Source organism: Leisingera sp. SA215 (assembly GCF_055902035.1).
The window spans coordinates 313,504-339,522 of record NZ_JBVVXU010000001.1 but is presented as its reverse complement, the minus strand read 5'-3'; the positions used below and the strand labels follow the sequence as shown (position 1 = coordinate 339,522).

Here is a 26,019-nt window from a genome sequence, read left to right as displayed (position 1 = left end):
GGTAAGATGACCGTTCTGCATCAGAAAAGACCAACGAAAGTGCTGCAAATGCCGGATACCGCCAAAGTCCTCCTTGATCTGCTGGATCTGGAAGCACTCGATACTAATCTGTACCGCGGGTCCGGTTCCGGCGGCGAAACGCCGACCCGTATCTATGGCGGTCAGGTGATCGCACAGGCGCTGACAGCTGCATATGCAACTGTTTCCGGACGCTTATGCCATTCTCTTCATGCGTATTTCATTCGTCCTGGCGATCCGTCCAGACCGGTTATCTACGAAGTTGACCCGGCCCGGGACGGCCGCAGCTTTACCACCCGGCGGGTGGTGGCGATGCAGAATGGCAAGCAGATCCTGAACCTGGCATGTTCCTTTCATGCGCCGGAACCCGGCTGGGAGTTTCAGCACCAAATGCCGGATGTTCCGGCGCCGGCGGCGCTGGAGCCGCGTGACAAAATTCTCTTGCGCAATGCGTTCCGGGTCGACCCGGCCAAGCGCGGAGAATTCACCAGACCGCGGCCCTTCGAGATCCGCGAAATTGCGCCGCGCGACCCGCTGGAGCCGGAAGAAACCACCGATATCAATCATATGTGGATCAGAATGGAAGCGGCCAAAGGGGCCGGACCTGAGCTGCAGCATATCCTGATGGCTTATGCCTCGGACTTTGGCTTGCTCGGATCATCGATGCGGCCGCATGGGCTGACGTTTCACAAACCCGCCGCCATGACCGCCAGCCTGGATCATGCAATGTGGTTCCACGCAGCAGTCCATTTTGAGAACTGGCATCTTTACACAATGGACGCACCGTTCACAGGCAACGGCCGTGGTTTCAATCGCGGGTCAATATACACAGAGGACGGTCACCTGATTGCCAGCGTTGCCCAAGAGGGTTTGCTGCGCCCGGTAAGTGATTGAAAATTGGAAGTTTTCTGCAAATCCAGATTGATTCAGAATCATCGGACTTTACATAATCTTGATTATGAGACCTTGATATGTACGCGGGGTGGATTCACAAACGAAGTGCAAATTCTGTACGAATACAGAAGCTTGCACGGAGGATGTTGAATGGGACGCTGCTACTCTCACCTGAGTCTGGATGAACGCCGGAAGATTGCCAAGTGGCTTGAAGTCAAAATGCCGATTGCAGAGATGGCAGATTGGTTGGGCCGCTCCGCTTCTACACTCTATCGGGACATTAAGCGGAACCGGTACACCGATGCGGAACTTCCGGAGTTGGACGGATATCACGCCGTAGCGGCTCAAGACATGTACGAGAAGCGCCGCGCGGTCCACCGGAAGATGATCGTATACCCCGAGCTGAAAGCCGCTATCGAAGACCGGCTCAAGGCCGGATGGTCACCGGAGCAGATCGCCGGCCGGATGCGGTTCGAGCGTCATCCGGTCCGGCTCAGCCTCGAGACGATTTACCGGTTTGCCTATTCCAAGGATGGCCGGGCCGAAGCCTTTTACCGGCATCTTCCCGAGCACCGGAAACGCCGCAGACCACGTGGGCACCGCAGGCAAAACCGCACCCGGATCTTCGACAGCCAAAGCCAGTCACGCAGGCCTGAGCGCAGTGCAGCGCGCACGGAATTTGGCCACTGGGAATGCGACCTGATGATGTTCCGCAAGGAACATGGAAAGATCAACGTCACGTCTCTGGTTGAGCGCGTCAGCCGTTACACTGTCGTCATGCGCAACGAAGATCGTCATTCGAAGCCGGTCATGGAAGCTCTGATCAACGGGTTGGCTCCCCTGCCAGCGGACGCGCGCCAGTCGATCACTTTCGACCGCGGCACCGAGTTCTCAGCTTGGCAGCGCCTGAAGGATGGTGTCGGAGCCGTCAGTTGGTTTTGTGCCCCCCAGGCTCCCTGGCAGAAAGGCACAAAAACACCAACAACAGGCTGAGAAAATACCTGCCCCGCTCGACTGAGCCGACGGCGCTGACAAATCGAAATTTAAGGTCGATTTGCCACCGCCTCAATTCCACGCCGGGCAAATGCCTTGGCTATCGGACACCGCCCGAGGTCTTCGAATCCAACCTGATGGAAATCCAGAACCGGTTGGAATAAAACAGGATATCAGAAACTCCACTTCACCGTGAGTTCACAGTTGGCAGTTCCGCCCGCAGTCAAGAAAATGGCTTCCTCTGAGAACAGAGGAAGCCAGTTATCACCGGTCAGGCTCCTTCATTGACTGCCCGAAAGTTTTCTTACCTGGGCCTTCTCGGTGTTCAGAACGGGCGCACCCGTTCCTGATAGCGTTGGAAGCAGTGGCATTGCTCCCAGAATTCGTCTGCGCCACCAAGGAAAATTCAGAGACGCAGACAGTGTCCTTCAGCTGCAGCCGGAGGTCCCGCCGCAGGTGTTGCACTTCATGCAGGTGCCATTGCGCACCAATGTGTAGTTGCCGCATTCGCCGCAAGCTTCGCCCTCGTAGCCTTGCATTTTTGCCTTGGCACGCGCGTCCATGCCGCCGCCGGAATGCGCGCTCGCCTCCCCGGTCTCTGGCACCAGAGTCTGCAGCGCCGCGACGGGATCGGTTCCGGTTGCAGCGCTGCTTGCCTCGGTCTGACCGCCTTGCAACACCACCAGCTCCTGCGGCAGCCGCTTGCGCAGATAGCCGGTCGACGAGATCTGCTTCAACACTTCCAGCGACCGCGAGGCGGCGGTTTCACTCAGCTCGGACAGGTTCGACACGCCGTCTTCCTCGCCGCGGCCCAGGTCGTCGAAGGCTGCGCCTTCGGGCTTCACATGGGCCAGATCTGTCCGGTCCAGATAGCTGACGGCCAGTTCGCGGAACACGTAATCTAGGATCGAGGTCGCGTTCTTGATCGAGTCGTTGCCCTGGACCATGCCGGCGGGCTCAAACTTGGTGAAGGTGAACGCATCCACAAATTCTTCCAGCGGCACCCCGTATTGCAGGCCGACCGATACCGCGATGGCAAAATTGTTCATCATCGCGCGGAAGCCCGCACCTTCCTTGTGCATGTCGATGAAAATTTCGCCCAAGGTTCCGTCAGAGTATTCACCGGTGCGCAAATACACTTTGTGACCGCCGACAACCGCCTTCTGCGTATAGCCCTTGCGGCGCTGGGGCATCTTCTCGCGGTTGCTGCGGACCAGCTCCTTGACCACCACTTTCTCGATGATCTTTTCGGCCAGAACCGCGGCCTTTTCCTGGCTGGAGCCGCTTTCCAGCACCTCTGCCGCCTCATCGTCATCCTCGACCAGCGCCGCTGCCAGAGGCTGGCTCAGCTTGGAGCCATCGCGGTAAAGCGCGTTGGCTTTCACCCCCAGGCTCCAGCTCAGCTCATAGGCTTTCTGGCAGTCCTCGATGGTGGCCGAATTCGGCATGTTGATGGTTTTGGAAATCGCACCGGAGATAAAGCTTTGGGCCGCCGCCATCATGTAGATATGGCTGTCAACACTCAGGAAACGCATGCCTTTTTTGCCACAGGGGTTGGCACAGTCAAAGATTGCATAATGCTCTTCCTGCAGATGCGGTGCGCCTTCCAGCGTCATGGTCCCGCACACGTGGTCATTGGCCGCCTCAATGTCCGCCTTGGTAAATCCCAGGTGGCGAAGCAGGTCAAAGGTCGGATCATTCAGCTTGGGCGCGGGGATGCCCAGAACACCTGTGCAGAAATCCTCGCCCAGGGTCCACTGATTGAACACGAAACGGATGTCAAAGGCCGATTCCAGCGCCGCATCGACTTTGGCCAGCTCATTGGGGCCGAACCCATGGCCGGCCAGCGACGTGTGATTGATGCCCGGCGCGTTGCCAATGGAGCCATGGCCAACTGCGTAAGACACAATTTCCTGGATCTGGGCAGAGCTGTAACCCAGCCCCTCCAGCGCCGCCGGAACTGACCGGTTGATGATTTTGAAGTAACCGCCGCCAGCCAGCTTCTTGAACTTCACCAGGGCAAAGTCAGGCTCGATGCCCGTGGTGTCGCAGTCCATCACCAGGCCGATGGTGCCAGTGGGCGCAATTACTGTGGTCTGCGCATTGCGGTAACCGTGCTTTTCACCCAGCTCCAGCGCCTCGTCCCAGGCGCTGGCGGCCAGATCGGTCAGCAGCACGTCAGGGCAGTTGGTAATGTCCAGCGGAACCGGCGCAACCGACAGCGCCTCGTAACCGTCCGGGTTGCCCTTTGCAGCGTTGCGGTGGTTGCGGATCACGCGCAGCATGTGGTCCGTATTTTTTGCATACCCCGGGAAGGGCCCCAGCTCCGCGGCGATTTCGGCAGAGGTGGCATAGGACACGCCGGTCATCAGCGCGGTCAGCGCACCGCACAGCGCCCTGCCCTCGTCCGAGTCATAGCTGTAGCCCATGTTCATCAACAACCCGCCGATATTGGCATAGCCCAGACCCAGGGTGCGGAAGTCATAAGACCGCTGCGCGATTTCCTTGGACGGGAACTGCGCCATCATCACCGAGATTTCCAGCGTCAGCGTCCACAGGCGGCAGGCGTGCATATAGTCATCGGCCTGAAACTGCCCGTCCTTGAGGAAGCTCAGCAGGTTCAGCGACGCCAGGTTGCAGGCTGTGTCGTCCAGGAACATGTATTCAGAACAAGGGTTTGAGCCGCGAATCTCACCGTCTTCCGGGCAGGTGTGCCATTCGTTCACGGTGTCGTGGAACTGGATACCCGGATCAGCGCAGGCCCAGGCTGCATGGCCCACCTTCTCCCACAGGTCGCGGGCTTTGACCACCTTGGCGATCTTACCATCGGTGCGGTTGACCAGCTGCCAGTCGGCATCTTTTTCCACCGCATGCAAGAAAGCATTGGTGACCCGGATCGAGTTGTTGGAGTTCTGACCCGAGACAGAGCTGTAGGCCTCGGAATCCCAGTCGGTATCATAGGTCGGGAACTCGATCGACGTATGGCCTTGCTTGGCGTAATCCAGCACCCGCTTGACGTAGGTTTCCGGGATCGCCACCTTCTTGGCTTCGCGGATCGCACCCTTCAGCCCGGTGTTGACCGCCGGGTCGTAGGCATCCGCTTCGGCGCCGTCCCAGCTGCGGATGGCCTCAAAGATGCCGTTCAGCATCTTCTCGTGCATCTTGGAGCCGGCCACGATGGAGGCGACTTTCTGCTCCTCCAGCACCTTCCACTCGATGAACTGCTCGATATCAGGGTGATCGGCATCGACGATCACCATTTTTGCTGCCCGGCGGGTTGTACCGCCTGATTTGATGGCGCCCGCTGCACGGTCGCCGATTTTGAGAAAGCCCATCAGGCCCGAAGATTTGCCGCCGCCGGACAGCCGCTCGCCCTCGGCGCGCAGGTGGCTGAAATTGGTGCCGGTGCCGGAGCCGTATTTGAACAGGCGCGCCTCGCGCACCCACAGATCCATGATGCCGCCGTCCTTGACCAGATCATCCGAAACCGACTGGATGAAACAGGCATGCGGCTGGGGATGCTCATAAGCGCTGTCGGATTTGGTCAGCTTGCCGGTCTTGTAGTCGACATAGTGATGGCCCTGGGCCGGGCCGTCGATGCCATAGGCCCAATGCAGGCCGGTGTTGAACCATTGGGGTGAATTCGGAGCGGAACGCTGGGTCGCCAGCATATAGCGCATCTCGTCGTAATAGGCGCGGGCGTCGTCCTCGGAGGAGAAATAGCCGCCCTTCCAGCCCCAATAGGCCCAGGCGCCGGCCAGACGATCGAACACCTGCTTGGAGGAGACTTCGCCGCCCAGCACCGCACCGTCCGCAGGGACCGAACGCCACAGAAACTCGGGAACGCCTTTTTCGCGGACCTTTTTCAACCGCGACGGCACGCCCGCCTTACGGAAATACTTCTGCGCGATGACATCGCTGGCGACCTGGCTCCAGGATGCGGGGATTTCAATATTGTCGAGCCGGAAAACAATGGTGCCGTCCGGGTTGCGGATTTCCGATGTGGCCGAGACAAAGGCCAGATCAGCATAGGCATCCTGTCCGGGTTTTGTGAATTTCCGTTCGATCTTCATGCTCAGCCCCTTTTTAAGCATTCGTCGTTCAATAGTCGCGGTGCTCCAAGCACCCGTCAGGCCCGGCCACGGAACTCACAAACGCCCGTCGCACGCCGCAAATAGCGCACTTGCGGCCCTCGCCGGCCATTCTCACAGGACTGTTTGTTGTTTTCAGCGTTGTTGCTTCGGCTTGGTAGCCCACCAGATCTAGTGCCGTCGCAACCGGTGTCTACTATTTGACGTATTTGGACACAAAGGGTCAACGTTAAATTTACATCTTGGCGACTATCTTTGCTGTTGACGCTTCCAGACGATTGCAGCCTGCGCAGACTGCCATTGATTCATCCACAGGTCCTGTCAGGTTCAGCGTCTTCGGACGGTGCCGCCGCAGGGTTGAATTTCCGTTTTCGGGAGAATGGCTTGCTGCGTTGCAGAGGGGTGAAGGATATCCGGGAGCCTAAATGCCGATGAAAAAACCATAGTCCAGGATCAGGCCCCGGCGCGCTGCACAGGCAAAAAAAGGTCGTTTTGCGGTTCAGCGCCGTGAACCGGTTGCCACAGATTGTCCAGGTAGCCTTTTGATGCCGGCTCAACGGAAAATGGTTAAAACTGTCTTTGCGGCGTGTTCGAGAAGCAACGAAGCCGCAAATCGCGGAATTCGGTTGTCAGCTGCCAAAAGCGGAACACGAATCTTGAACCGGAAGGATCCGGCTAAGATTCGCTGCAAATTTTTAAGAAGTATGGTCGGGGCGGCGAGATTCGAACTCACGACCCCCTGTACCCAAAACAGGTGCGCTACCAGACTGCGCCACGCCCCGGACCGTGCGCCTTCCTATCTCTGCCAAACTGATTTGAAAAGCCCTAACAGGGCCAAACTGCCCCGCTGCGGGAAAAAACTTCATGGCGCATCTGCGAACCCGCAGCGATGCCATAGGCGCGGGCAAGACCGCCGTTGATTTCCAGCACCGCAAAGACGGCGTTGCCGCCTGGAATCGGGGTCAGATCGCCGGGCACGGCGTTCTCGTGCACCGAGGTCACCAGCCCGTGTTCATTCAGAAAAATGATATCGAGGGGGATCAGGGTGTTCTTCATCCAGAACGCCGCGGGCTGCGGGCTGTCATAGACAAACAGCATCCCTGCCCCGCGCGGCAGCTCTTCGCGGAACATCAGCCCTTGGGCGCGCTCCGCCTCTGTATCAGCAATTTCGACGGCAAACCCCGCCTGCCCCCAGTCGCCGCGCAGATCGGCGCGCGCAAGCTGGCACTCAGACGCCAGCGCGGTGCCGGCGGCAACAGACATGCAGACGCCCAAGCTCCATTGAAGCAGGCGCCGCCGCAAGGCCTCAGGTCTCACCGCCGGGGAGCATTGCAGCCTCCCAGGCCAGCACTTCAACCGCCATACGGCCGCGTTTGCCGTCGATCACCCGCATTGCCAAGGCTTCCCCCGGTTGCAGATCCGCCAGCCCGGACTGACGCAGCACTTCGACATGCAGGAAAACATCCTCGCCGCGGCCAAAGACATTGGCAAATCCGAACCCTTTGCCCTTGTCGAACCATTTGACCCGCGCAGGCTCCAGCGGTTCGTTTTTCAGGCTGATCATGTCCAGTTCGGCAAAATCGCTCAGCACCGGGGTATCATCCCGTTCGGGCGGCTGAATGGAGATCACTTCAACGGCTTGAACACCGCGGCCTGTCTGGTGGGTCACGATCTCGATCCTGGCGCCGTCCGCGACTGAGCTCTGGCCGAAATTACGCAATACATTCACATGCAGCAGAATGTCCGCACCACCCTCGTCAGATACGACAAACCCGTACCCTTTGGCTGGATCAAACCACTTAACTTGCCCCTGAATTTGCTGCAAGCTGCTGAGATCTTCTGCCACGAACTTTCCCCACCGCGTTTTTTAATTTTGACTGGAGTCCTGATGCGCCATTCTGACCTTGGATTTCAAGCTAAAAAGATTTGAGATTGTCACGAATCCGCTATTGACGCTAGGTAATCCATTTTCTTTTCCACTTAAGGATTGAGCCGCAGGATTTCCCATTCTGCAGCTGCATTCATGCGGCGCCAGCGAAACCGGTCATGCAGCCGGAATGCGCCATCTGCCCAAAATTCTATTTCAACCGGCACCAGGCGGAAACCGCCCCAGAACGGCGGCCGCTCCGGGTTCGGGCCCTTCATCGCCGTTATCTTGGCCACCTCGGCCATCAGCGTGCCGCGGCTGTCCAGCGGCTGTGATTGCCTTGAGGCCCAGGCCCCCAAGCGGCTTTTGAGCGAACGGGACTTGTAGTATTCATCCGCTTGCGGCCCGTCTTCGCGGCTAACTATGCCGCGCACCCGGATCTGGCGGCGCAGCGACTTCCAATGCATCACAAATGCGGCCTTGCCGGCCTGGTCCAGCTCCTGCGCCTTGGTGCTCTCGTAATTGGTGTAGAACACAAAGGCGCTGTCTTCGATTTCCTTGAGCAGGACCATGCGGCTGTTCGGCAATCCGTCCTCATCCACAGTGGCCAGGGCTATGGCGTTGGGATCGTTGGGTTCGGTCTGTTCTGCCTCCCCCAGCCACGCGCGGGCAATGGCAAACGGATCGTCGCCTGCAAAAATACCTGTACGGTCGGACATCGGGCACCTCTTTGCGGATCTGGCGGCAACCTATGCACCTTCCTGCCGCGCGGCAAGGGCGTGCACCCTTGTCGCCGCCCGCTTGGCATATTAAACACCGCGTAATTAACAGATCACAGGCGGAGAACCTGCATGTCTAATCACCTGATGGCCGGCAAGCGCGGCCTCATCATGGGCCTGGCCAATGACAAATCCATCGCTTGGGGGATTGCCAAGGCCTGCGCCGATGCCGGCGCCGAGCTTGCCTTTTCCTATCAGGGCGACGCATTGAAGAAACGGGTCGACCCGCTGGCGGCGCAGCTGGGCAGCGATATCGTCCTGCCCTGCGACGTCTCGGACGAGGCGTCGATCGATGCCCTGTTTGCCGGGCTGGAAGCCAAATGGGGCAAGCTGGACTTTGTCGTTCACGCCATCGGCTTTTCCGACAAGAACGAGCTGCGCGGCCGCTATGTCGACACCAGCCGCAGCAATTTCCAGATGACCATGGACATCTCGGTCTTCTCGTTCACCGCGGTGGCCAACCGCGCCGAAAAGATGATGAGCGACGGCGGCTCGCTGCTGACCCTGACCTATTACGGTGCCGAGCAAGTGATGCCGCACTATAATGTCATGGGCGTTGCCAAGGCGGCACTGGAAGCCTCGGTCAAATACCTGGCCGAGGATCTGGGCAAGGACGGCATCCGCGTCAATGCAATCTCGGCCGGCCCGATCAAGACCCTGGCCGCCTCCGGCATCGGCGATTTCCGTTACATTATGAAGTGGAACGAGTATAACTCGCCGCTGCGCCGCAACGTGACCACTGATGATGTCGGCAAGTCCGCGCTTTATCTTTTGTCCGACCTCAGCTCGGGCGTGACCGGCGAGAACCTGCATGTGGATGCCGGCTATCACGTCGTCGGGATGAAGGCGGTGGATGCGCCGGACATCTCCAAGTAATTGAATACAGAAAGAAACCCAGGTGCAACTTGGGTTTCAGCAAGCTGACGCGACTTCGCGGGGAGCAAGTAAAATGACCGATCGCCTGCCGCACGAAAAAGGCTTCCACATCAGCTGGGACCAGATCCACCGGGACAGCCGCGCCTTGGCCTGGCGGCTGGACGGCCAAGGCCCCGGCAAAGGCGCCTGGCGCGCCGTGGTGGCGATCACCCGCGGCGGCATGGCGCCGGCGATGATAGTCAGCCGCGAACTGGACATCCGCACCGTGGACACCATCTCGGTGCGTTCCTACCACCATCAATCCCAGGGCGAAGCCGAAGTGCTGAAAGCTCCGGATGCCGGCCTGATGGGGGATGGTGAGGGGATTCTGATCATCGACGATCTGGTCGACAGCGGCAAAACCCTGGAACTGGTGCGCGACATGTACCCCAAGGCGCATTTTGCCACCGTCTATGCCAAGCCCAAGGGGCGGCCGATGGTGGACACCTTCATCACCGAAGTCAGCCAGGACACCTGGATTTTCTTCCCTTGGGACATGGCGCTGCAATATGTGGAGCCCTACCGCGGCAAGGACTGATCCGGCCTGATCGGAATTCCCCGGACAGGCGCGCTGCAAAGCGCGCCTGTCTTTGCTTGCGCAGCTGCGGCTGATGCAGCCGCACCCGTTGGGCAAGCATAACTGCTTGAGAAGCCGGAAACACCGTGCCAGACATGGTCCGGTGCGCGGCCCGCTGCGCCCGCGCATCTTCCTGTCCCGGCGCCCGGAGCCATTCATGCCCCTTCCCCGCACCCAAGCCACCTTTGTCTCGCCGATCGTCGAATCACGCCGCTGGGTGGCCGGCGTTGAATTCCCGCCGGAACGCCCGCTGCTGAACGTCAGCCAGGCCGCGCCGGCAGAAGCGCCGCCCCTGGGGTTGCGCCAGGCACTCGCGGATGCCGCGCTCAACGATGCTGAGGCGCATCTGTACGGGCCTGTTCTGGGCAGTGCCCGCCTGCGCCGGGCGCTGGCGCGGCAAATCTCCGGCCACTACCAGGCGGATGTGCAGGCAGAACAGATTGGCATCACCTCCGGCTGCAACCAGGCTTTTGCCGCCGCGATTGCCGCGCTTTGCGGCGAGACGGATGAGGTGATCATCCCGGTGCCCTGGTACTTCAATCACAAGATGTGGCTGGACATGGCCGGAGTCACCGCGGTGCCGTTGCACGTCGGGGCCGGAATGCTGCCGGACCTTGCTGCCGCTGAGGCGCTGATTACGGACCGCACCCGCGCCATCGTGCTGGTCACCCCCAACAATCCCTGCGGCGTGGAGTACCCCTCCGGGCTGGTGCAGGCCTTCTTTGATCTGGCCCGTGCCAGGGGCATTGCCCTGATCGTGGACGAAACATACCGCGACTTCGACAGCCGCGAAGGCGCCCCGCATGGGCTTTTCCAGCTGGACGGCTGGGACCGGACCCTGATCCACCTTTACTCCTTCTCCAAGGCCTACCGGCTGACCGGCCACCGGGTCGGCGCTGTGGCAGCTTCGCCGGACAGAATGTTCGAAATGGAGAAGTTTCTGGATACTGTCACCATCTGCCCGTCGCAGCTGGGCCAGGCCGGCGCCCTTTGGGGCATTGAAAACCTGCAGGGCTGGCTGGCCGGGGAACGGCGGGAAATCCTCGACCGCCGGGCAGCAATTGAAGACGGGTTTCCGGTTCTGGCCGGCAAGGGCTGGAAGCTGCTCGGATGCGGCGCCTACTTTGCCTATGCCGAACACCCGTTCGATCTGCCGTCAGAGGAGATCGCCAAACGGCTGGTGGCGGAGGCTTCCGTCCTGATGCTGCCGGGCTCCATGTTCATGCCCGCAGACGATCCCGCCGCCGCGCGCCAGTTCCGCATTGCCTTTGCCAATGTGGACCGGGCCGGCATCCGGACGCTGTTTGACAGGCTGGCGGCCTTTAATCCCTGATCACGCAGCAGTTTGATCCGCAACCATCTTGCCCCTCTGCGGGCAGCCGCGTATTCAGTCAGCGGCATTTCCCGCTGCAAGGCGACCCCTTGCACGGCAAAACAATAAAGAGGGCGTCATGGCCGCAGGCATCAAGAAGCTATCCAAAACCTTTGTCTGGATCCTGATGGGGATGCTGATTGTCGGCCTCGCCGGATTTGGCGCGGTGAATTTCACCAGCTCCGCCTCCTCGGTTGCCAGTGCCGGCGGCGAGGAAGTCAGCATCGGCGCTTATGTGCGGGAATTGCAGCGGGAGCAGCGTGCGCTGCAGGCGCAAACCGGCCAGGCCGTTTCCATGGCGCAGCTCAGCGCCTTTGGTCTTGACCGGGTGGTGCTCGGCCGCCTGATCTCGCTGGCAGCTCTCGATCACGAAGCCAAAAACCTGGGCCTGTCGATCGGTGACGAAAACCTGATCGAAGAGCTGGGCGCCATCGATGCCTTTCAAGGTGTGAACGGCGCCTTCGACCGCGAAGCCTATAGTTTTGCCCTGCGGAATGCCGGCCTGTCGGAAAAGGAATTCGAAGACGATCTGCGCCGTGAAGCCGCCCGCACCATCGTCCAGAACGCGATACTCACCGGCACTGAAATGCCACAGGCCCTGACCGAAACCCTGACCGGTTTCATCGGCGCGCGCCGCAGCTTTTCCTATGTGCAGATCAATGCCGAAGACATTGCCCTGACCGCCGGGGTTCCTGCGGACGCCGAGCTGCAAGTCTTCTATAAGGCCGCACAGGACCAGTTCATGCTGCCGGAAACCAAAGTGATCACCTACGCGGCGCTGCGCCCCTCGATGCTGCTGGATGAAGTGGAGATCGACGAGGCCGCATTGCGCCGGCTGTACGATGACCGCGCCAGCCAGTACCAAGTGCCCGAGCGCCGCCTGGTGGAACGCCTGGTGTTTGCCGATGACGATGCCGCGGCCAGCGCCAAGGCACAGCTGGAAACCGGCGGTGCGACCTTCGAAAGCCTGGTCGATGCCCGCGGCCTGTCGCTGCAGGACATCGATATGGGCGACGTCACCAGGGAAGATCTTGGGGCCGCCGCTGCCGAGGTCTTTGCTGCCGAACCCGGCGAAGTGGCCGGCCCCCTGCCCTCTGATCTCGGCCCGGCGCTATACCGTGTGAACGGCCGCCTCGAAGCGCAGACCACCAGCTTTGAACAGGCAATGCCTGACCTGCGCGAGGAACTCGCTTCCGACCGCACCCGCCGTCTGGTGGAGGCCCAGGCCGAAGACATCGACGATCTTCTGGCCGGCGGCGCCACGCTGGAAGAGCTGGCAACCGAAAGCGGGCTGGAGCTGGTGCAGATCCATTGGACGGAAGATACCAGCGACGGCATCGCGGCTTACGAAGGCTTCCGCACCGCCGCCGCCGCCGTCACCGCCGAGGATTTCCCGGCTGTGGACTTCCTCGACGATGGCAGCCTGTTTGCCCTGCGTCTGGACGAGGTCCTGCCGGAACGGCCGGAACCCTTTGCCGAGGCCAGGGACAAGGTGCTGGCGGCGTGGCAGGCCGACCGCCTGACCACTGCGCTGCGCGAGCAGGGCGAAGCGCTGCTGGCCCAGGCAGAAACCGCCGGCAGCTTTGCCGAAGGCGCCGAGGTCAAATCCGAGACCGGCCTGACCCGCACAGCCTACATCGACACGGTGCCCGCAGATCTGATCACCCAGGTGTTCGGGATGGAGATCGGCAGCTTCCGCCTGGTGCAGGATGCGGAGACAGCGGTGGTTGTCCGCCTCGACGGTATCCTGCCGCCGGAAGCCAGCGACGACATGAACCTCCTCACCCAGGCGCTGCAGGCGCAGCTGAACCAGACCCTGGCCCAGGAGCTGTTCCAGGCCTATCTGCAGGACGTTCAGGCCCGCGCCGAACCCCGTGTCGACCAGCAGGCGCTGAACGCAGCGCAGGCGAATTTCCAGTAATCAAGGCAAGCATCCATGGCTCTGACACCCGATTTCGACACATTCTCCAAGGCTTACGAGGCCGGCGAGAACCAGGTCGTCTATACCCGCCTTGCCGCCGACCTCGACACGCCAGTGTCGCTGATGCTCAAGCTGACCGGCGCCCAAAAAGACGCTTTCATGCTGGAATCTGTCACCGGCGGCGAGGTGCGCGGGCGCTATTCGATCATCGGCATGAAGCCGGATCTGGTCTGGCGCTGCCACGGGGAGCAATCCAGCCTCAACCGCTCGGCCCGGTTTGATGCGGATGATTTCACCCCGCAGGACGGCAACCCGATGGATAACCTGCGGGCGCTGATTGCCGACAGCAAAATCGATCTGCCCGACGATCTGCCACAGGCCGCCGCCGGTCTGTTCGGCTATCTCGGCTATGACATGATCCGTCTGGTGGAGCACCTGCCCAACGTAAACCCGGATCCGCTCGGCCTGCCCGACGCGCTGATGCTGCGCCCTTCGGTGATTGCGGTACTGGACGGGGTCAAGGGCGAGGTCACGGTGGTCTCCCCCGTCTGGTCCAGCGACGGCCAGACCGCCAAGGCCGCCTATGCCCAGGCCGCAGAGCGGGTGATGGACGCGGTGCGCGATCTGGAACGCGCGATGCCCGCCGAAAGCCGCGATCTGGGCGATGCCGATGAGGTCGCACCGCCTGCATCGAACTTCACCAAAGACGGCTACATGGCGGCGGTGGAGAAGGCCAAAGACTACATCCGCGCAGGCGACATTTTCCAGGTAGTGCCGGCGCAGCGCTGGACGCAAGCGTTCCGCCAGCCGCCATTCGCGCTCTACCGCAGCTTGCGCCGCACCAACCCCTCGCCTTTCATGTTCTACTTCAACTTCGGCGGTTTTCAGGTGGTGGGCGCCTCGCCGGAAATCCTGGTGCGCGTGTTTGGCCAAGAGGTGACCATCCGCCCCATCGCGGGCACCCGCCCCCGCGGCGCCACGCCGGAAGAGGACAAGGCGCTGGAAGCGGACCTTCTGGCCGACAAGAAGGAGCTGGCAGAACATCTGATGCTGCTGGACCTGGGCCGGAACGATACTGGCCGGGTGGCCAAAATCGGCACCGTGCGCCCGACCGAACAATTCATCATCGAGCGTTACAGCCATGTGATGCACATCGTCTCAAACGTCGTCGGCGAGCTGGCCGAGGACAAGGACGCGCTCGATGCCTTTTTTGCCGGCATGCCCGCAGGCACCGTCTCCGGCGCCCCCAAGGTCCGGGCGATGGAGATCATCGACGAGCTGGAGCCGGAGAAACGCGGCATCTACGGCGGCGGTGTCGGCTATTTCTCTGCCGGCGGCGACATGGACATGTGCATTGCTCTGCGCACCGCCATCGTCAAGGATCAGAACCTCTATATCCAGGCCGGCGGCGGCGTTGTTTATGACAGCGACCCCGAGGCGGAATATATGGAGACCGTCCATAAATCCAATGCGATCCGCCGTGCGGCAGCAGACGCAGCCCGCTTTACCGGCAACGGCAACCGTTAAGAATACAGACGCAGGCGCCTGCCGCTTCATCTTTGTGAAATTACTCCGGCCGGAGGCAACGGCGCCCGCCTTGGGCGCCGTTTCACTTTGCCGGCAGGTTTGCTTCCAGACTGGCCGAGACCGGCGCCAGCGCAATCCGGGCGGCCCGGTCCTGCAGGCCCCAGATCAGCAGCGCCGAAATCGTATCGGGGCGCAACCGTCCCAGCATGATCACCGCGCCCTCCTGCCCGGCCCGGAATGCCGCCTGATCCAGGAACCGCCGGATCGCCCGCGGGTTCTGACCGGCGCCGTCAAAATCGCGGAACACAACACCGGCCGGCACACCGTCGCGCAGCGCCAGTTTCTGCACCGTGTTCAACCCGCTGTCCTGGGTCACCAGCCCGTAGCCTGCCGAGGCCGCAACTGCGGCAACCTGATTTGCCAGCGCCCGGTTGCCCTGCACCCCGGTCCCGATGCCTTCAAGGATCCCCATGGCCTCCGGCAGCTTGCCGCGCCAGATCTCCAGCGCCGTCTCCGCATCCTGCGGCGAGGCCGCGCGCGGCAGATCCGCCAGCATCAGTACTTCAAACCCCGCCGCCCGGCGCGCGGCCATCTTGGAGGCAGCCTGCGGATCTTCCGGATCAATTGCAAAACTCAACGGATAAGGGAACTCCGCCAACGCTTCGGCGCCAACGGCCCCTTCTTCATCGATCAGCACAATCGACATCAGCGGGCGGTTCTCCGGATTGTGAAACGCTTCCGTATGGGCGGTAAACGGCGGCTCGTCCGATACCGCTGCAGCGGCAAACCCGGCTTCCCGGGGCTTGTCCCGATCCGTAAGCGGAACAACCGGCGTGCCGATGCTTGGCGTCAGAACCTCCTGATCCGCCGCCGCAGTTTCCACTTCTGTTCCGCTGTCAGCGCGGCTGCTGCCGCCGTCTTCGCCGGCTTCCGGCAGAACCGGTGACGCACCGATAACCGGCAGCGTGGTTGCCTGCGGCGCGCTGCCGATGTCCGGGGCCAGAACGGCCGAGGATCCAGTCGTTCCCGCTTCGGCCACAATTTGCACAGGGGCTGGTGCATCTTCTTGGGCTTCTGCGGGCACTTCAGGCGCGGGTTCCGGTGCAGGTTCCGTGGCTGCAATAATGGCAGCCTCGGCACCCGGGGCCTGCGGCACAGGCGGCTGAATCGCCTGCAGCTGAGGCGCATCTGTTTGTGGTGCCACACCGGGCGCCTCTGACCTATCCAGGCCGCTGGAGCCCGCGGCCGCAGTTGCCAGCCCGACCTCAGGCTTGGCAGCCGGTGCGGTATCCGCGCCTGCCAGGGCGTTCAGGTCATCGCCGCCACCGGTTTCGGCCGGCGCGGCCGGCTGCGCCTCAACAAGATCCGCATCACGCCCCTGGCTGCTGGCAGGCGCCTCGGCGGCCTTGCTGCCGTCCTTCGGCATGTGCGGAGCGTCGCCCGGATCATGCGCGGCAGGCTCCGGCGCCGCAACGGCAGGCTGTTCCTCGGGCTGCGGCACTGCTGCCGTATCGCGTCCGGTGTCCGGCAATGTCACCGGCAAAGGCACCGACAAAGACAGCATCGCCAGCCCGCCCGCGGCCAGCAATGCCCCGACACTCACGCCGCCCAGAAATCCACGCATGCCTGTTTTGCCTCTCAATCCGTTTTTCCGTGCTGCGCCGTACCAGCGTGCCTGAGCGAACCCTGTTTCTGTTCCCCCGGCAATCGCCTATCCTGCCCTTGACGCTACCCCGTATCCCTGAACATGTATGTTTCAACCACTATACTGCGGCGCGGCCCCGGCCCGCCACCCTTAAAAGAGCCCGCTACGATGCTGCTGCTGATAGACAACTACGATTCCTTTACCTACAACCTCGTCCATTATCTGGGGGAGCTGGGCGCGGAAATGGACGTCCGCCGCAACGACGCCATCAACGTGCAGGAAGCGATGGCAATGAAGCCTTCCGGCATTCTGCTGTCGCCCGGCCCCTGCGACCCGGATCAGGCCGGCATCTGCCTGGCGCTGACCGAAGCCGCGGCCGAAACCCGCACGCCGCTTCTGGGCGTGTGCCTGGGCCATCAGACCATCGGCCAGGCATTCGGCGGCAAGGTGGTCCGCTGTCACGAGATCGTGCACGGTAAGATGGGCAAAATGCACCACAAGGATACCGGCGTTTTCAAGGGCTTGCCGACACCTTTTGAGGCAACCCGCTATCATTCCCTGGTGGTCGAGCGCGACAGCCTGCCGGAGTGCCTGGAAATCACCGCTGAACTGGAAGACGGCACCATCATGGGCCTGCAGCACAAAGACCTGCCGATCCACGGCGTCCAGTTCCACCCGGAATCGATCGCCTCGGAACATGGCCACGCGCTGCTGAAAAACTTTCTCGACGTGATGAAGGTGCCCGCATGAGCGACCGCCTGAAACCGCTTATCGGCGCCGCGGCGGAACGGTCCCTGACCCGCGATGAGGCTGAAACCGCTTTTACCCTGCTGTTTGAGGGCGAAGCCACGCCCAGCCAGATCGGCGGCTTGCTGATGGCGATGCGCACCCGCGGCGAAAGCGTCGATGAATACGCCGCTGCCGCTGCCGTAATGCGTTCCAAATGCAATCCGGTAAAGGCGCCCGCAGGCGCGATCGACATCGTCGGCACTGGCGGTGACGGCAAGAACACCCTCAACATCTCCACCGCCACCGCCTTTGTGACGGCCGGCGCGGGCGTGGTGGTTGCCAAACACGGCAACCGGAACCTCAGCTCTAAATCCGGCACTGCGGACCTGCAGTCCCAGATGGGCATCAAGGTGATGGTTGGGCCGGAAGTGGTTGAAAAGGCCATCAATGAAGCCGGAATCGGCTTCATGATGGCGCCCATGCACCATCCCGCGACGCGCCACGTGATGCCGACCCGCACCGAGCTTGGCACCCGCACCATCTTCAATATTCTCGGCCCCCTCACCAATCCGGCCGGCGTCAAACGCCAGCTCACCGGCGCCTTCAGCCGCGATATGATCCGCCCGATGGCGGAAACGCTAAAAGCTCTCGGGTCTGAGCGCGCCTGGCTGGTGCATGGCTCTGACGGCACGGATGAGCTGACCATCACCGGCATCAGCTGGGTTTCGGCGCTGGAGGAAAACGGCGACATCCGCGATGTCGAACTGCACCCCGAAGATGCCGGCCTGCCAGTGCACCCGTTTGAGGCCATCGTCGGCGGCACGCCCGAGGAAAACGCGCAGGCCTTCCGGGCGCTGCTGGATGGCGCGCCGTCAGCCTACCGCGACGCCGTGCTGCTGAATGCTGCTTCCGCCTTGGTGGTCGCAGGCCATGCCGCAGATCTCAAGGAAGGCGTCGCCAAAGCCGCCGCCTCCATCGACAGCGGTGCTGCCAAATCCAAGGTCGAGGCGCTGGCCCGCATCACCTCTGCTGCATGACCCGCTTGCCACCGGGGCTGGGTGCCTGGTCCAGCCTGCCTTTCTTCACCGGCCATTGGCCCGGACTCTCAGCCGCAATTGCCGAAGATCGCCGCGGAATCCTTCCGCCCGCGCATCAGCGCTTTGCCGCACTGGAACTGACCCAGCCGCAGGACACCCGCGTGGTGATCCTGGGCCAGGATCCGTATCCAACGCCGGGTCACGCCCATGGCCTGGCCTTTTCCGCAGAGCCGCATGTCCACCCGCTCCCGCGCTCTTTGTCCAACATTTACAAAGAGCTGGAAGGCGACCTTGGTGTAACCCGCCCAAATGCAGACCTGCGTGGATGGGCAAAACAGGGCGTTCTGCTGCTGAACACCGCCCTTTCCGTACCCGCAGGCGAGGCGAATGGCCACAAGCACCTGGGCTGGCAGTATCTGGTGCATCAGGTGCTGGAGCTGACATCAAAACGCCCCACGGCCTATATTCTGTGGGGAAATGCAGCACAAAAGCTTGAAAAACATATCAAACCGGGCGATCACCTGATCCTGAAAACTGCCCATCCCTCGCCCCTGTCGGCGCGGCGCGGCTTCTTCGGGTCCCGGCCCTTTTCAAAAGTGAATAATTGGCTCGCTGCCCGCGGTGAAAGCGGCATAGACTGGAACGCATAAACGGAGGCACTGATATGACCCAAAACGTGCTGGACAAGATCAAGGCCTACAAGCTCGAGGAAGTGGCCGCCGGCAAGGCCGCCAAACCGCTGGAGGCAGTCGAGGCTGAGGCGCGCGAAGCCTCCCCGGTGCGCGGCTTTGCCGACAGCCTGATGCAGGCCAACCGCAGCGGCTATGGCCTGATCGCCGAAATCAAGAAAGCCAGCCCCTCCAAAGGTCTGATCCGCCCGGATTTTCATCCGGCCGATTTGGCCAAAGCGTACGAAGACGGCGGGGCCACCTGCCTGTCGGTGCTGACCGACACGCCCAGCTTCCAGGGGGCCAAGGAGTTCCTCACCCAAGCCCGCGACGCCTGCTCCCTGCCCGCGCTGCGCAAGGATTTCATGTACGACACCTATCAGGTGGCCGAAGCCCGCGCGCTGGGTGCTGATTGCATTCTGATCATTCTGGCCTCCGTTTCGGATGCGCAAGCGCAGGAGCTGGAGGAAAGCGCCTTTGACTGGGGCATGGATGTGCTCCTGGAAGTGCATGACGCCGAAGAACTTGAGCGCGCCTGCAATCTGAAGTCGCCCTTGATGGGCATCAACAACCGAAATCTCAAGACGTTTGAAACCACCCTGAACACCACCCGCGAACTCTCGCGCCTGGTGCCTGCGGACCGCACCATCGTCTGCGAAAGCGGGTTGTTCACGCCGGAGGATCTCAGCGATATGGCCCGCTACGGCGCACGGACCTTCCTGATCGGGGAAAGCCTGATGCGCCAGGACGATGTGGCCGGCGCAACCCGTGCGCTGCTCGCCAATCCGCTGATGCCCGGCATGATGTAAGGAGCAGCGCCATGAGCCTCACTCATTTCGACACCAAGGGCGACGCCCATATGGTCGATGTCTCGGACAAGGCGGTAACCTCGCGCATCGCCACCGCCGAAGGAAGCATCACCATGGCGCGGGAAACCTTTGACATCATTGCCGAAGGCCGCGCAAAAAAGGGCGATGTTCTGTCAGTCGCCCGCCTGGCCGGCATTATGGGCGCCAAGAAAACGCCGGATCTGATCCCGCTGTGCCATCCGCTGCCGGTGACCAAGGTCGCGGTGGAGCTGACCCTGGACCCGGACCTGCCCGGCGTGCGGGTTGAGGCGACGGTCAAGACCACTGGCCAGACCGGGGTTGAGATGGAGGCGCTCACCGCCGTCTCCACCGCCGCGCTCACCGTCTATGACATGGCCAAGGCTGTGGACAAGGCAATGGAGATCGGCGGCATCCGCGTTACGCTGAAAGATGGCGGAAAATCAGGCAGGTACGAGGCGTAAATGATCCCGGTCAGCGAAGCCCGCGCACATCTTTTGGCGCTTGTGCAGAAGCTTGGCACCGAACAGGTTCCGCTGGCCAAAGCCGCGGGCCGGGTGCTGGCAGCAGATCTGCAAGCGCGCCGTGATCAGCCGCCGTTCTCAGCCTCCGCAATGGACGGCTACGCCGTGAACGCCGCAGAAGTCGAACTGCACGCCATGTTCAAGGTGATTGGCGAAGCCGCCGCGGGCCACGCTTTTCCGGGCCGTGTGGGCGCCGGCCAGGCGGTGCGCATCTTTACCGGCGCACCGGTGCCTGAAGGCGCAAGTTTCGTTGTTATTCAAGAGGATACAACCAGAAGCGGCAGCCTCATCACCATCACAGATAAACCTGGAAGAAACCCCAACATCCGGCCCCGCGGCGGCGATTTCACCGATGGCCAGACCGTCAGCGCACCTAGGCTGCTTGCGCCCGCGGACATCGCCCTGCTGGCGGCGATGAATATTCCCACGGTCCCCGTCACCCGCCGCCCGGAGGTCGCGCTGATCTCTACAGGCGACGAGCTGGTGATGCCCGGCGGCACGCCCGGCCCGGATCAGATCATCGCCTCCAACACCTTTGGTCTCAAGGCGATGCTCGAAGGACTCGGCGCCCGTGCCCGCATCCTGCCAATCGCCCGCGACACCGAAGCCTCGCTGCGGACTGCCTTTGACCTGGCTGCAGGCGCCGATCTGGTCGTCACCATCGGCGGTGCCTCGGTCGGCGATCACGATCTGGTCGGCCAAGTTGCGCAGGACCTCGGCATGGAGCGCAGCTTTTACAAAATCGCCATGCGGCCCGGCAAACCGCTGATGGCCGGCCGCATGGCCGGCGCCGCCATGGTCGGCCTGCCCGGTAACCCGGTTTCGGCGATGGTCTGCGGCCATGTCTTCCTGACACCGATGATCCGCACCATGCTTGGACTGCCACCGGAAGCGCAGCAGCTGCAGACCGCCACCCTTGCGGCGCCTCTGGCAGAGAACGGCCCGCGGGAACATTACATGCGGGCCAAGGTCGATGGCGGCAGGGTCAGCGCTTTTGACAATCAGGACAGCTCACTGCTTACCATTCTGGCAGATGCCAATGCCCTGCTGGTCCGCCCGCCGAAGGACGGCGCGCGCAGCGCAGGCGATACCGTGCAATACCTGCCTATCTGATCCTGCATTTTCTCTGCAAAAATGCTCCCGCCCCTTTGCCCTGCGGGCGGTTATGCCGCCATAGGGGGGGGGGCACACGCCGCAGGCGCGTTCTGTTTTCATACGGTCAGGTACTGACATGTTGACACAAAACGTGAACATGCGTAGAACAAAAGAAAACCTGAGGCGCGGAGGGAGCGGAGATGCTCACGAAAAAGCAACTTCAACTGCTGGAATTCATTCACAAACGTCTTCAGCGGGACGGCGTGCCGCCCAGTTTCGATGAAATGAAGGTTGAGCTGGATCTGCGGTCGAAATCGGGCATCCACCGGCTGATCACCGCTCTGGAGGAACGCGGCTTTATCCGCCGCCTGCCGCACCGCGCCCGCGCCATTGAGATCCTCCGCCTGCCGGAAAGCCTGGGCGGTGTGCCGGAGCCGCAAAGCTTTGCGCCAACGGTGATTGACGGCGGCCGCCCGCAGCCCGCAACTGCCGCTGCAGAACCGGTGCGCCATGCGGCAGTGGAACTGCCGGTGATGGGCCGCATCGCCGCCGGTGTCCCGATCGAGGCGATCAGCCAGGTGTCGCATCAGGTAGTGGTTCCCGGCGGCATGATTGCACCAAACGGCCAGCATTTCGCGCTGGAGGTAAAGGGCGAGTCGATGATCGAAGCCGGCATCAATGACGGCGACATCGTGGTGATCCGCGAAACCGGCGCTGCAGACAACGGCGATATCGTTGTCGCACTGGTCGAGGGGCACGAGGCCACGCTGAAACGCTATCAGCGCCAGGGCAGCATGATCGCACTGGAAGCCGCCAACCCGGCCTATGAGACCCGGCGCTACCCGGAAGACCAGGTGCAGATCCAAGGCCGGCTGGTTGGGCTGATCCGCAGTTATTGACGGGTTTGCCGGCCAAGAAGCTTCCGAAGGCGGCTGACTTCAGCCCCTTCCGGCCGCCATCCTGTCCACAACCGCTGTCCCGATACGCCGCGGGATGTCTGCAGGCCGCCGGTTGCAGTCACGGCAATGCTGCCCGTTTGCCGCATCACTTCCGGTGTTAGCAGCAGACAGTTTCCCGGCGTCTGCGCCGTGACCGTGGAAATGATAATATCCATGTCTTTACATTTGTTTATCTGCGCAAGTTTACGTTTTCCGGGCGCGTGGAGCAACCGGAACCCCGGTCCCTCCCAGACCGGCAAAGCGCCTGCTTGATCTGTCCAGCGCGCCGCAGCGGCGATCTGGCCTGCCGGGTCGCCGTCATTCTCAAGCCAGATTTTCGCAGTAAACCCCTGCCCCTTGGCCCGCGATAAGGCCCGGCCTTCCGGCGCCATCACGCCAATCAGGCCGCCGGAGTCAGCGATCAGGACAACGGGACGCTCTGCCGCGCTCCACATCAGCATTGCACATGCGGCCGGCAACAGCCCGGCCAGCCGTAGCCGCCCCTGCCAAATTACCGCAAACAGCATGCCCGCAGCAAACAGCGGCAGCACCCAGCCCCCCGGCGCGGGCACATGCGACAGCGCTCCGTCAAACCCCGAGACCCCCCCGGCAACTGCCAGAATCCAGTCCAGCCCCCATTGCATGACAGTCAGTCCGGCCATTTCCAGGCCGAACGGCGCCAGGCACAGCGCCAGCACCGCGGCCGGAATAACGACCGAGCCCATGACCGGCACAGACAACAGGTTCGCCAGCAGCCCGTAATGCGGCACCGTGTTGAAATGCGCCGCTGCAAAGGGGGCTGTTGCCGCCCCGGCCACCGCCGAGGAAATCACCACCGCCAGAACCGGCCGCAGCCATCGCGGCCCCAGCGGCACCTCCTTGTCCCTCAGCGTTGCAAAGACTGCAACCAGCGCTGCGGTTGCGGCAAAACTCATCTGGAAACCGGGGCTTAACAGGCTTTCCGGCCGCCGCAGCAGAACAATCCAAGCGGCAACCGCCACCGCCCGCAGGGTAATCGCACGCCGGTTCAACAGCACGGCAGCAAACATCACCGCCACCATGACAAAGGCCCGCTCGGTTGCCACATTGCCGCCTGACAGCGCAAGATACCCGGCGCCGGCCGCCAAGGCCGCCAAGGCTGCCAGTTTCTTGACCGGCCAGCGCAGGGCCAGCGGCGGGATCAGGTTGACCAAGATCCTCAGCGCCGCAAAGACAAAGCCGGTCAGCAGCCCCATGTGCAACCCGGAAATTGCCAGAAGATGCGCCAGATTGCTTTGCCGCAGCGCGGTCAGGGTCTGCTGCCCGACGCCGCTGCGGTCGCCGGTGGTGATGGCGGCTGCAAACCCGCCTGTTTCCCCGGCTATGCGGTCTTGCAGGCCCTGCGCCACACCCCGGCGCAGCCGTTCCACAGCCAGGCTTTGGCCCGGCTCCTCAGCCAGCAGCACCGGACCCCTTGTGTAGCCCAGGCCGCCCAGTTGCCTGAACCAGGCGTGGCGGCGGAAATCAAACCCGCCGGGCTCGGCTGGACCTTGCGGCGGCAGCAGATGCGCGGTGGTCATGACCCTCGCGCCAGGCGGCGGCACCTGCGCCTGCGCTTTCAACGAAATCCGGACACGGGCCGGCGTGTCTGCGGGCGCCACCCGGTCCAGCCGCACCTGATCCAGGGTCAGCCGCAGGGCATCGGTCGGAGAGCGGTCGACCCCGGCAACCCGCCCCTCCACCGCCCCGTAATAGCGGAAATCCAGGACCGGTGCCGACACAAGATGCGCCCGCGCCCCCGCGAGGCAAAGCCCCGCCGCCGCCAAAGCGGGCCCCCACAGCAGAAAGGCCAGCGGCCGCCGGCCCACGGCACCGGCAGCCATCAGCAGCGCACACAGCGCCAGAGCGGAAAACACGGCGGCGCCGGGCTCCGTCTTTAATGAAAAATAGGCCCCGATCCCGGCTCCGAGGAAAACCGGCGTCCAGGGGAACAGATATCCCCGCTGCGCTTGCAGCAGGTCTGCGATGGCTGCGCTCAGCCGCATGCTTGCCCCCCGCCTTCTGGCCCGGTAGACAGGCGGAAACTCTAAACCTCACTTGGTTTCCAAAAGGTAAATCCTGCTCATGACCCAACCGGTTGTCACCCGTTTCGCGCCTTCTCCCACCGGCTTCCTGCACATCGGCGGCGCCCGAACTGCGCTGTTCAACTGGCTTTACGCCCGCGGCCGCGGCGGCAAGTTCCTGCTGCGCATCGAAGACACCGACCGCGAACGCTCCACGCCTGAGGCAACCGCTGCCATCCTGCAGGGCATGGAATGGCTGGGCCTGGACCACGATGGCGAGGTGATCAGCCAGTTTGAAGGCGCCAGCCGCCACGCCGAAGTGGCCAGGCAGCTGCTGGCCGAGGGCAAGGCATACAAATGTTTTGCCACCCAGGACGAAATCGCCGCTTTCCGCGAGCAGGCCAAGGCTGAGGGCAAATCGACCCTCTACCGCTCGCCCTGGCGCGACGCCGATGACGCCGGCCACCCGGATGCGCCTTATGTGATCCGCATAAAGGCGCCGCAAAGCGGCGTTACCGTTATCAAGGATGAGGTGCAGGGCGACGTCACCATCAGGAACGATCAGCTTGATGACATGATCCTGCTACGTTCCGACGGCACGCCGGTCTACATGCTGGCGGTGGTCGTGGACGACCACGATATGGGCGTCACCCATGTGATCCGCGGCGATGACCACCTGAACAACGCCGCCCGCCAGATGATGATCTATGAGGCGATGGGCTGGGACGTGCCAGTCTGGGCGCATATCCCGCTGATCCACGGGCCGGACGGCAAAAAGCTGAGCAAACGCCATGGTGCATTGGGGGCGCAGGAATACCAGGCGATGGGCTATCCGGCCGCTGGCATGCGCAATTATCTGGCCCGTTTGGGCTGGTCGCACGGCGATGACGAATTTTTTACGGACGATCAGGCCAAACAGTGGTTTAATTTCGACGGTATCGGCAAAAGCCCGGCCCGGTTCGATACCAAGAAGCTGGAGAATCTCAGCGGTCAGCATATCGCCGTTAGCGACGACGCTGCGCTGCGGCACGAAATCTGCGCCTATCTGGCGGCGGCCGGAAAAACAGCCCTGACTGACGCGCAGTCACAGGGTTTGGAAGCGGCGATGTATTGCCTGAAGGATCGGGCACGCACCTTCCCTGAACTGCTTGAAAAAGCCCATTTTGTCCTTGCCTCACGGCCAATTGACCGGGATGCGAAGGCGGAAAAAGCGCTGTCTTCAGTATCCGATGGTATACTGGGCGAATTGACGCCGCAGTTGCAAAATGCTAGCTGGGTCCGTGACGATCTGGAGGCGCTTCTGAACGCATTTGCAGAAGCCCACGATACCAAGTTCGGCAAGCTGGCAGGCCCTTTGCGGGCGGCGCTGGCCGGCCGGGCGGTAACGCCTTCGGTGTTCGACATGATGCTGATTCTGGGCCGGGAGGAAACCCTCGCCCGGCTCAAAGACGCAACAGGCTGAGACCGGCGCTTACTCCCGGGCAAGCCTGTTTAGATATGACAACCCCTGCGCGGAATAGCGCAGGCGCTGCCCCGCATGAGGAGGCCTGCATGGCCGTT

At 62.2% G+C, this 26,019-nt stretch carries 20 protein-coding genes, 1 tRNA gene and 1 pseudogene; 15 read left to right on the top strand and 7 right to left on the bottom strand.

Going from position 1 to position 26,019, the window contains the following annotated elements:
* The first annotated feature begins 48 nt into the window (after positions 1–48).
* Both AC0KW6_RS01585 and AC0KW6_RS01580 read left to right on the top strand, forming a co-directional pair.
* On the top strand, positions 49–912 hold the full coding sequence (locus AC0KW6_RS01585; RefSeq protein WP_474034207.1) for an acyl-CoA thioesterase: 864 nt from the start codon (positions 49–51) through the stop codon (positions 910–912).
* A gap of 150 nt (positions 913–1,062) precedes the next feature.
* A pseudogene (locus AC0KW6_RS01580) lies at positions 1,063–2,069 on the top strand (IS30 family transposase).
* A gap of 264 nt (positions 2,070–2,333) precedes the next feature.
* Here the strand turns inward: AC0KW6_RS01580 and AC0KW6_RS01575 are convergent.
* The 5 genes from AC0KW6_RS01575 to pdxH form a co-directional block, all read right to left on the bottom strand.
* Positions 2,334–5,978 (bottom strand): vitamin B12-dependent ribonucleotide reductase, encoded by a 3,645-nt coding sequence (locus AC0KW6_RS01575; RefSeq protein WP_474033909.1) that lies wholly within the window; start codon positions 5,976–5,978, stop codon positions 2,334–2,336.
* Positions 5,979–6,701: 723 nt separating this feature from the next.
* A tRNA-Pro gene (locus AC0KW6_RS01570) sits at positions 6,702–6,778 on the bottom strand.
* Between the two features lie 43 nt (positions 6,779–6,821).
* Positions 6,822–7,259 (bottom strand): DUF192 domain-containing protein, encoded by a 438-nt coding sequence (locus tag AC0KW6_RS01565; protein ID WP_323777984.1) that lies wholly within the window; start codon positions 7,257–7,259, stop codon positions 6,822–6,824.
* Between the two features lie 43 nt (positions 7,260–7,302).
* Positions 7,303–7,842, bottom strand: a complete 540-nt coding sequence (locus AC0KW6_RS01560; RefSeq protein ID WP_323777986.1) for a cold-shock protein — start codon at positions 7,840–7,842, stop codon at positions 7,303–7,305.
* Between the two features lie 134 nt (positions 7,843–7,976).
* The gene (gene pdxH / locus AC0KW6_RS01555) at positions 7,977–8,582 is read right to left on the bottom strand and encodes a pyridoxamine 5'-phosphate oxidase (protein WP_474033908.1); all 606 of its coding nucleotides are present in this window, start codon (positions 8,580–8,582) and stop codon (positions 7,977–7,979) included.
* A gap of 132 nt (positions 8,583–8,714) precedes the next feature.
* Here pdxH and fabI point away from each other — a divergent pair, with 132 nt between their 5' ends.
* The 5 genes from fabI (at position 8,715) to trpE (ending at position 14,954) form a co-directional block, all read left to right on the top strand.
* Positions 8,715–9,518, top strand: coding sequence for an enoyl-ACP reductase FabI (gene fabI / locus AC0KW6_RS01550; RefSeq protein WP_323777988.1), 804 nt, complete (start codon positions 8,715–8,717; stop codon positions 9,516–9,518).
* A gap of 73 nt (positions 9,519–9,591) precedes the next feature.
* Positions 9,592–10,095 carry a xanthine phosphoribosyltransferase gene (gene gpt, locus AC0KW6_RS01545; protein WP_323777990.1) on the top strand — a complete coding sequence of 168 codons (504 nt, stop codon included), beginning with the start codon at positions 9,592–9,594 and terminating at the stop codon, positions 10,093–10,095.
* 196 nt (positions 10,096–10,291) lie between these two features.
* Complete coding sequence (locus tag AC0KW6_RS01540; protein ID WP_474033907.1) at positions 10,292–11,467, top strand: aminotransferase; 1,176 nt, start codon at positions 10,292–10,294, stop codon at positions 11,465–11,467.
* A gap of 118 nt (positions 11,468–11,585) precedes the next feature.
* Positions 11,586–13,427, top strand: a complete 1,842-nt coding sequence (locus AC0KW6_RS01535; RefSeq protein ID WP_474033906.1) for a peptidyl-prolyl cis-trans isomerase — start codon at positions 11,586–11,588, stop codon at positions 13,425–13,427.
* Positions 13,428–13,442: 15 nt separating this feature from the next.
* Positions 13,443–14,954, top strand: a complete 1,512-nt coding sequence (gene trpE, locus AC0KW6_RS01530) for an anthranilate synthase component I (protein ID WP_323777996.1) — start codon at positions 13,443–13,445, stop codon at positions 14,952–14,954.
* A gap of 82 nt (positions 14,955–15,036) precedes the next feature.
* Here trpE and AC0KW6_RS01525 read toward each other — a convergent pair whose 3' ends face one another.
* Positions 15,037–16,578, bottom strand: a complete 1,542-nt coding sequence (locus AC0KW6_RS01525) for a divergent polysaccharide deacteylase family protein (protein ID WP_323777998.1) — start codon at positions 16,576–16,578, stop codon at positions 15,037–15,039.
* Between the two features lie 189 nt (positions 16,579–16,767).
* Between AC0KW6_RS01525 and AC0KW6_RS01520 the strand changes: the two genes are divergently transcribed.
* The 7 genes from AC0KW6_RS01520 to lexA all read left to right on the top strand — a co-directional run bounded on the left by AC0KW6_RS01520 (position 16,768) and on the right by lexA (position 22,378).
* A complete protein-coding gene (locus AC0KW6_RS01520) occupies positions 16,768–17,349 on the top strand; it encodes an anthranilate synthase component II (protein ID WP_474033905.1) in 582 nt (193 codons plus the stop codon).
* On the top strand, positions 17,346–18,365 hold the full coding sequence (gene trpD, locus AC0KW6_RS01515) for an anthranilate phosphoribosyltransferase (RefSeq protein ID WP_323778002.1): 1,020 nt from the start codon (positions 17,346–17,348) through the stop codon (positions 18,363–18,365). The genes AC0KW6_RS01520 and trpD overlap by 4 nt, the downstream gene beginning before the upstream one ends.
* A complete protein-coding gene (locus tag AC0KW6_RS01510; RefSeq protein ID WP_323778004.1) occupies positions 18,362–19,015 on the top strand; it encodes a uracil-DNA glycosylase in 654 nt (217 codons plus the stop codon). The genes trpD and AC0KW6_RS01510 overlap by 4 nt, the downstream gene beginning before the upstream one ends.
* A 14-nt stretch (positions 19,016–19,029) precedes the next feature.
* Positions 19,030–19,842 (top strand): indole-3-glycerol phosphate synthase TrpC, encoded by an 813-nt coding sequence (gene trpC, locus AC0KW6_RS01505; RefSeq protein WP_323778006.1) that lies wholly within the window; start codon positions 19,030–19,032, stop codon positions 19,840–19,842.
* Positions 19,843–19,853: 11 nt separating this feature from the next.
* Complete coding sequence (gene moaC / locus AC0KW6_RS01500) at positions 19,854–20,324, top strand: cyclic pyranopterin monophosphate synthase MoaC (RefSeq protein ID WP_323778008.1); 471 nt, start codon at positions 19,854–19,856, stop codon at positions 20,322–20,324.
* Complete coding sequence (locus tag AC0KW6_RS01495) at positions 20,325–21,497, top strand: molybdopterin molybdotransferase MoeA (RefSeq protein ID WP_474033904.1); 1,173 nt, start codon at positions 20,325–20,327, stop codon at positions 21,495–21,497. It begins immediately after the preceding gene.
* A gap of 182 nt (positions 21,498–21,679) precedes the next feature.
* Positions 21,680–22,378: a transcriptional repressor LexA gene (gene lexA / locus AC0KW6_RS01490; protein WP_323778012.1), complete on the top strand. Its 699-nt coding sequence runs from the start codon at positions 21,680–21,682 to the stop codon at positions 22,376–22,378.
* Here the strand turns inward: lexA and AC0KW6_RS01485 are convergent.
* Positions 22,372–24,441 carry a ComEC/Rec2 family competence protein gene (locus tag AC0KW6_RS01485; protein ID WP_474033903.1) on the bottom strand — a complete coding sequence of 690 codons (2,070 nt, stop codon included), beginning with the start codon at positions 24,439–24,441 and terminating at the stop codon, positions 22,372–22,374. The two genes, lexA and AC0KW6_RS01485, sit on opposite strands and share 7 nt — an antisense overlap.
* A gap of 79 nt (positions 24,442–24,520) precedes the next feature.
* Here AC0KW6_RS01485 and gltX point away from each other — a divergent pair, with 79 nt between their 5' ends.
* Positions 24,521–25,921: a glutamate--tRNA ligase gene (gene gltX / locus AC0KW6_RS01480; protein WP_474033902.1), complete on the top strand. Its 1,401-nt coding sequence runs from the start codon at positions 24,521–24,523 to the stop codon at positions 25,919–25,921.
* The last annotated feature ends 98 nt before the right edge of the window (positions 25,922–26,019 follow it).

Bases quoted from the DNA above. Each gene is read 5' to 3' on its own strand.
- AC0KW6_RS01485 (WP_474033903.1), bottom strand. From the start codon at position 24,441: ATGCGGCTGAGCGCAGCCATCGCAGACCTGCTGCAAGCGCAGCGGGGA.
- AC0KW6_RS01585 (WP_474034207.1), top strand. From the start codon at position 49: ATGCCGGATACCGCCAAAGTCCTCCTTGATCTGCTGGATCTGGAAGCA.
- fabI (WP_323777988.1), top strand. From the start codon at position 8,715: ATGTCTAATCACCTGATGGCCGGCAAGCGCGGCCTCATCATGGGCCTG.
- AC0KW6_RS01525 (WP_323777998.1), bottom strand. From the start codon at position 16,578: ATGCGTGGATTTCTGGGCGGCGTGAGTGTCGGGGCATTGCTGGCCGCG.
- AC0KW6_RS01575 (WP_474033909.1), bottom strand. From the start codon at position 5,978: ATGAAGATCGAACGGAAATTCACAAAACCCGGACAGGATGCCTATGCT.
- moaC (WP_323778008.1), top strand. From the start codon at position 19,854: ATGAGCCTCACTCATTTCGACACCAAGGGCGACGCCCATATGGTCGAT.
- lexA (WP_323778012.1), top strand. From the start codon at position 21,680: ATGCTCACGAAAAAGCAACTTCAACTGCTGGAATTCATTCACAAACGT.
- gpt (WP_323777990.1), top strand. From the start codon at position 9,592: ATGACCGATCGCCTGCCGCACGAAAAAGGCTTCCACATCAGCTGGGAC.
- AC0KW6_RS01520 (WP_474033905.1), top strand. From the start codon at position 16,768: ATGCTGCTGCTGATAGACAACTACGATTCCTTTACCTACAACCTCGTC.
- AC0KW6_RS01540 (WP_474033907.1), top strand. From the start codon at position 10,292: ATGCCCCTTCCCCGCACCCAAGCCACCTTTGTCTCGCCGATCGTCGAA.
- gltX (WP_474033902.1), top strand. From the start codon at position 24,521: ATGACCCAACCGGTTGTCACCCGTTTCGCGCCTTCTCCCACCGGCTTC.
- AC0KW6_RS01565 (WP_323777984.1), bottom strand. From the start codon at position 7,259: ATGTCTGTTGCCGCCGGCACCGCGCTGGCGTCTGAGTGCCAGCTTGCG.
- AC0KW6_RS01510 (WP_323778004.1), top strand. From the start codon at position 18,362: ATGACCCGCTTGCCACCGGGGCTGGGTGCCTGGTCCAGCCTGCCTTTC.
- pdxH (WP_474033908.1), bottom strand. From the start codon at position 8,582: ATGTCCGACCGTACAGGTATTTTTGCAGGCGACGATCCGTTTGCCATT.
- trpD (WP_323778002.1), top strand. From the start codon at position 17,346: ATGAGCGACCGCCTGAAACCGCTTATCGGCGCCGCGGCGGAACGGTCC.
- trpE (WP_323777996.1), top strand. From the start codon at position 13,443: ATGGCTCTGACACCCGATTTCGACACATTCTCCAAGGCTTACGAGGCC.
- trpC (WP_323778006.1), top strand. From the start codon at position 19,030: ATGACCCAAAACGTGCTGGACAAGATCAAGGCCTACAAGCTCGAGGAA.
- AC0KW6_RS01495 (WP_474033904.1), top strand. From the start codon at position 20,325: ATGATCCCGGTCAGCGAAGCCCGCGCACATCTTTTGGCGCTTGTGCAG.
- AC0KW6_RS01535 (WP_474033906.1), top strand. From the start codon at position 11,586: ATGGCCGCAGGCATCAAGAAGCTATCCAAAACCTTTGTCTGGATCCTG.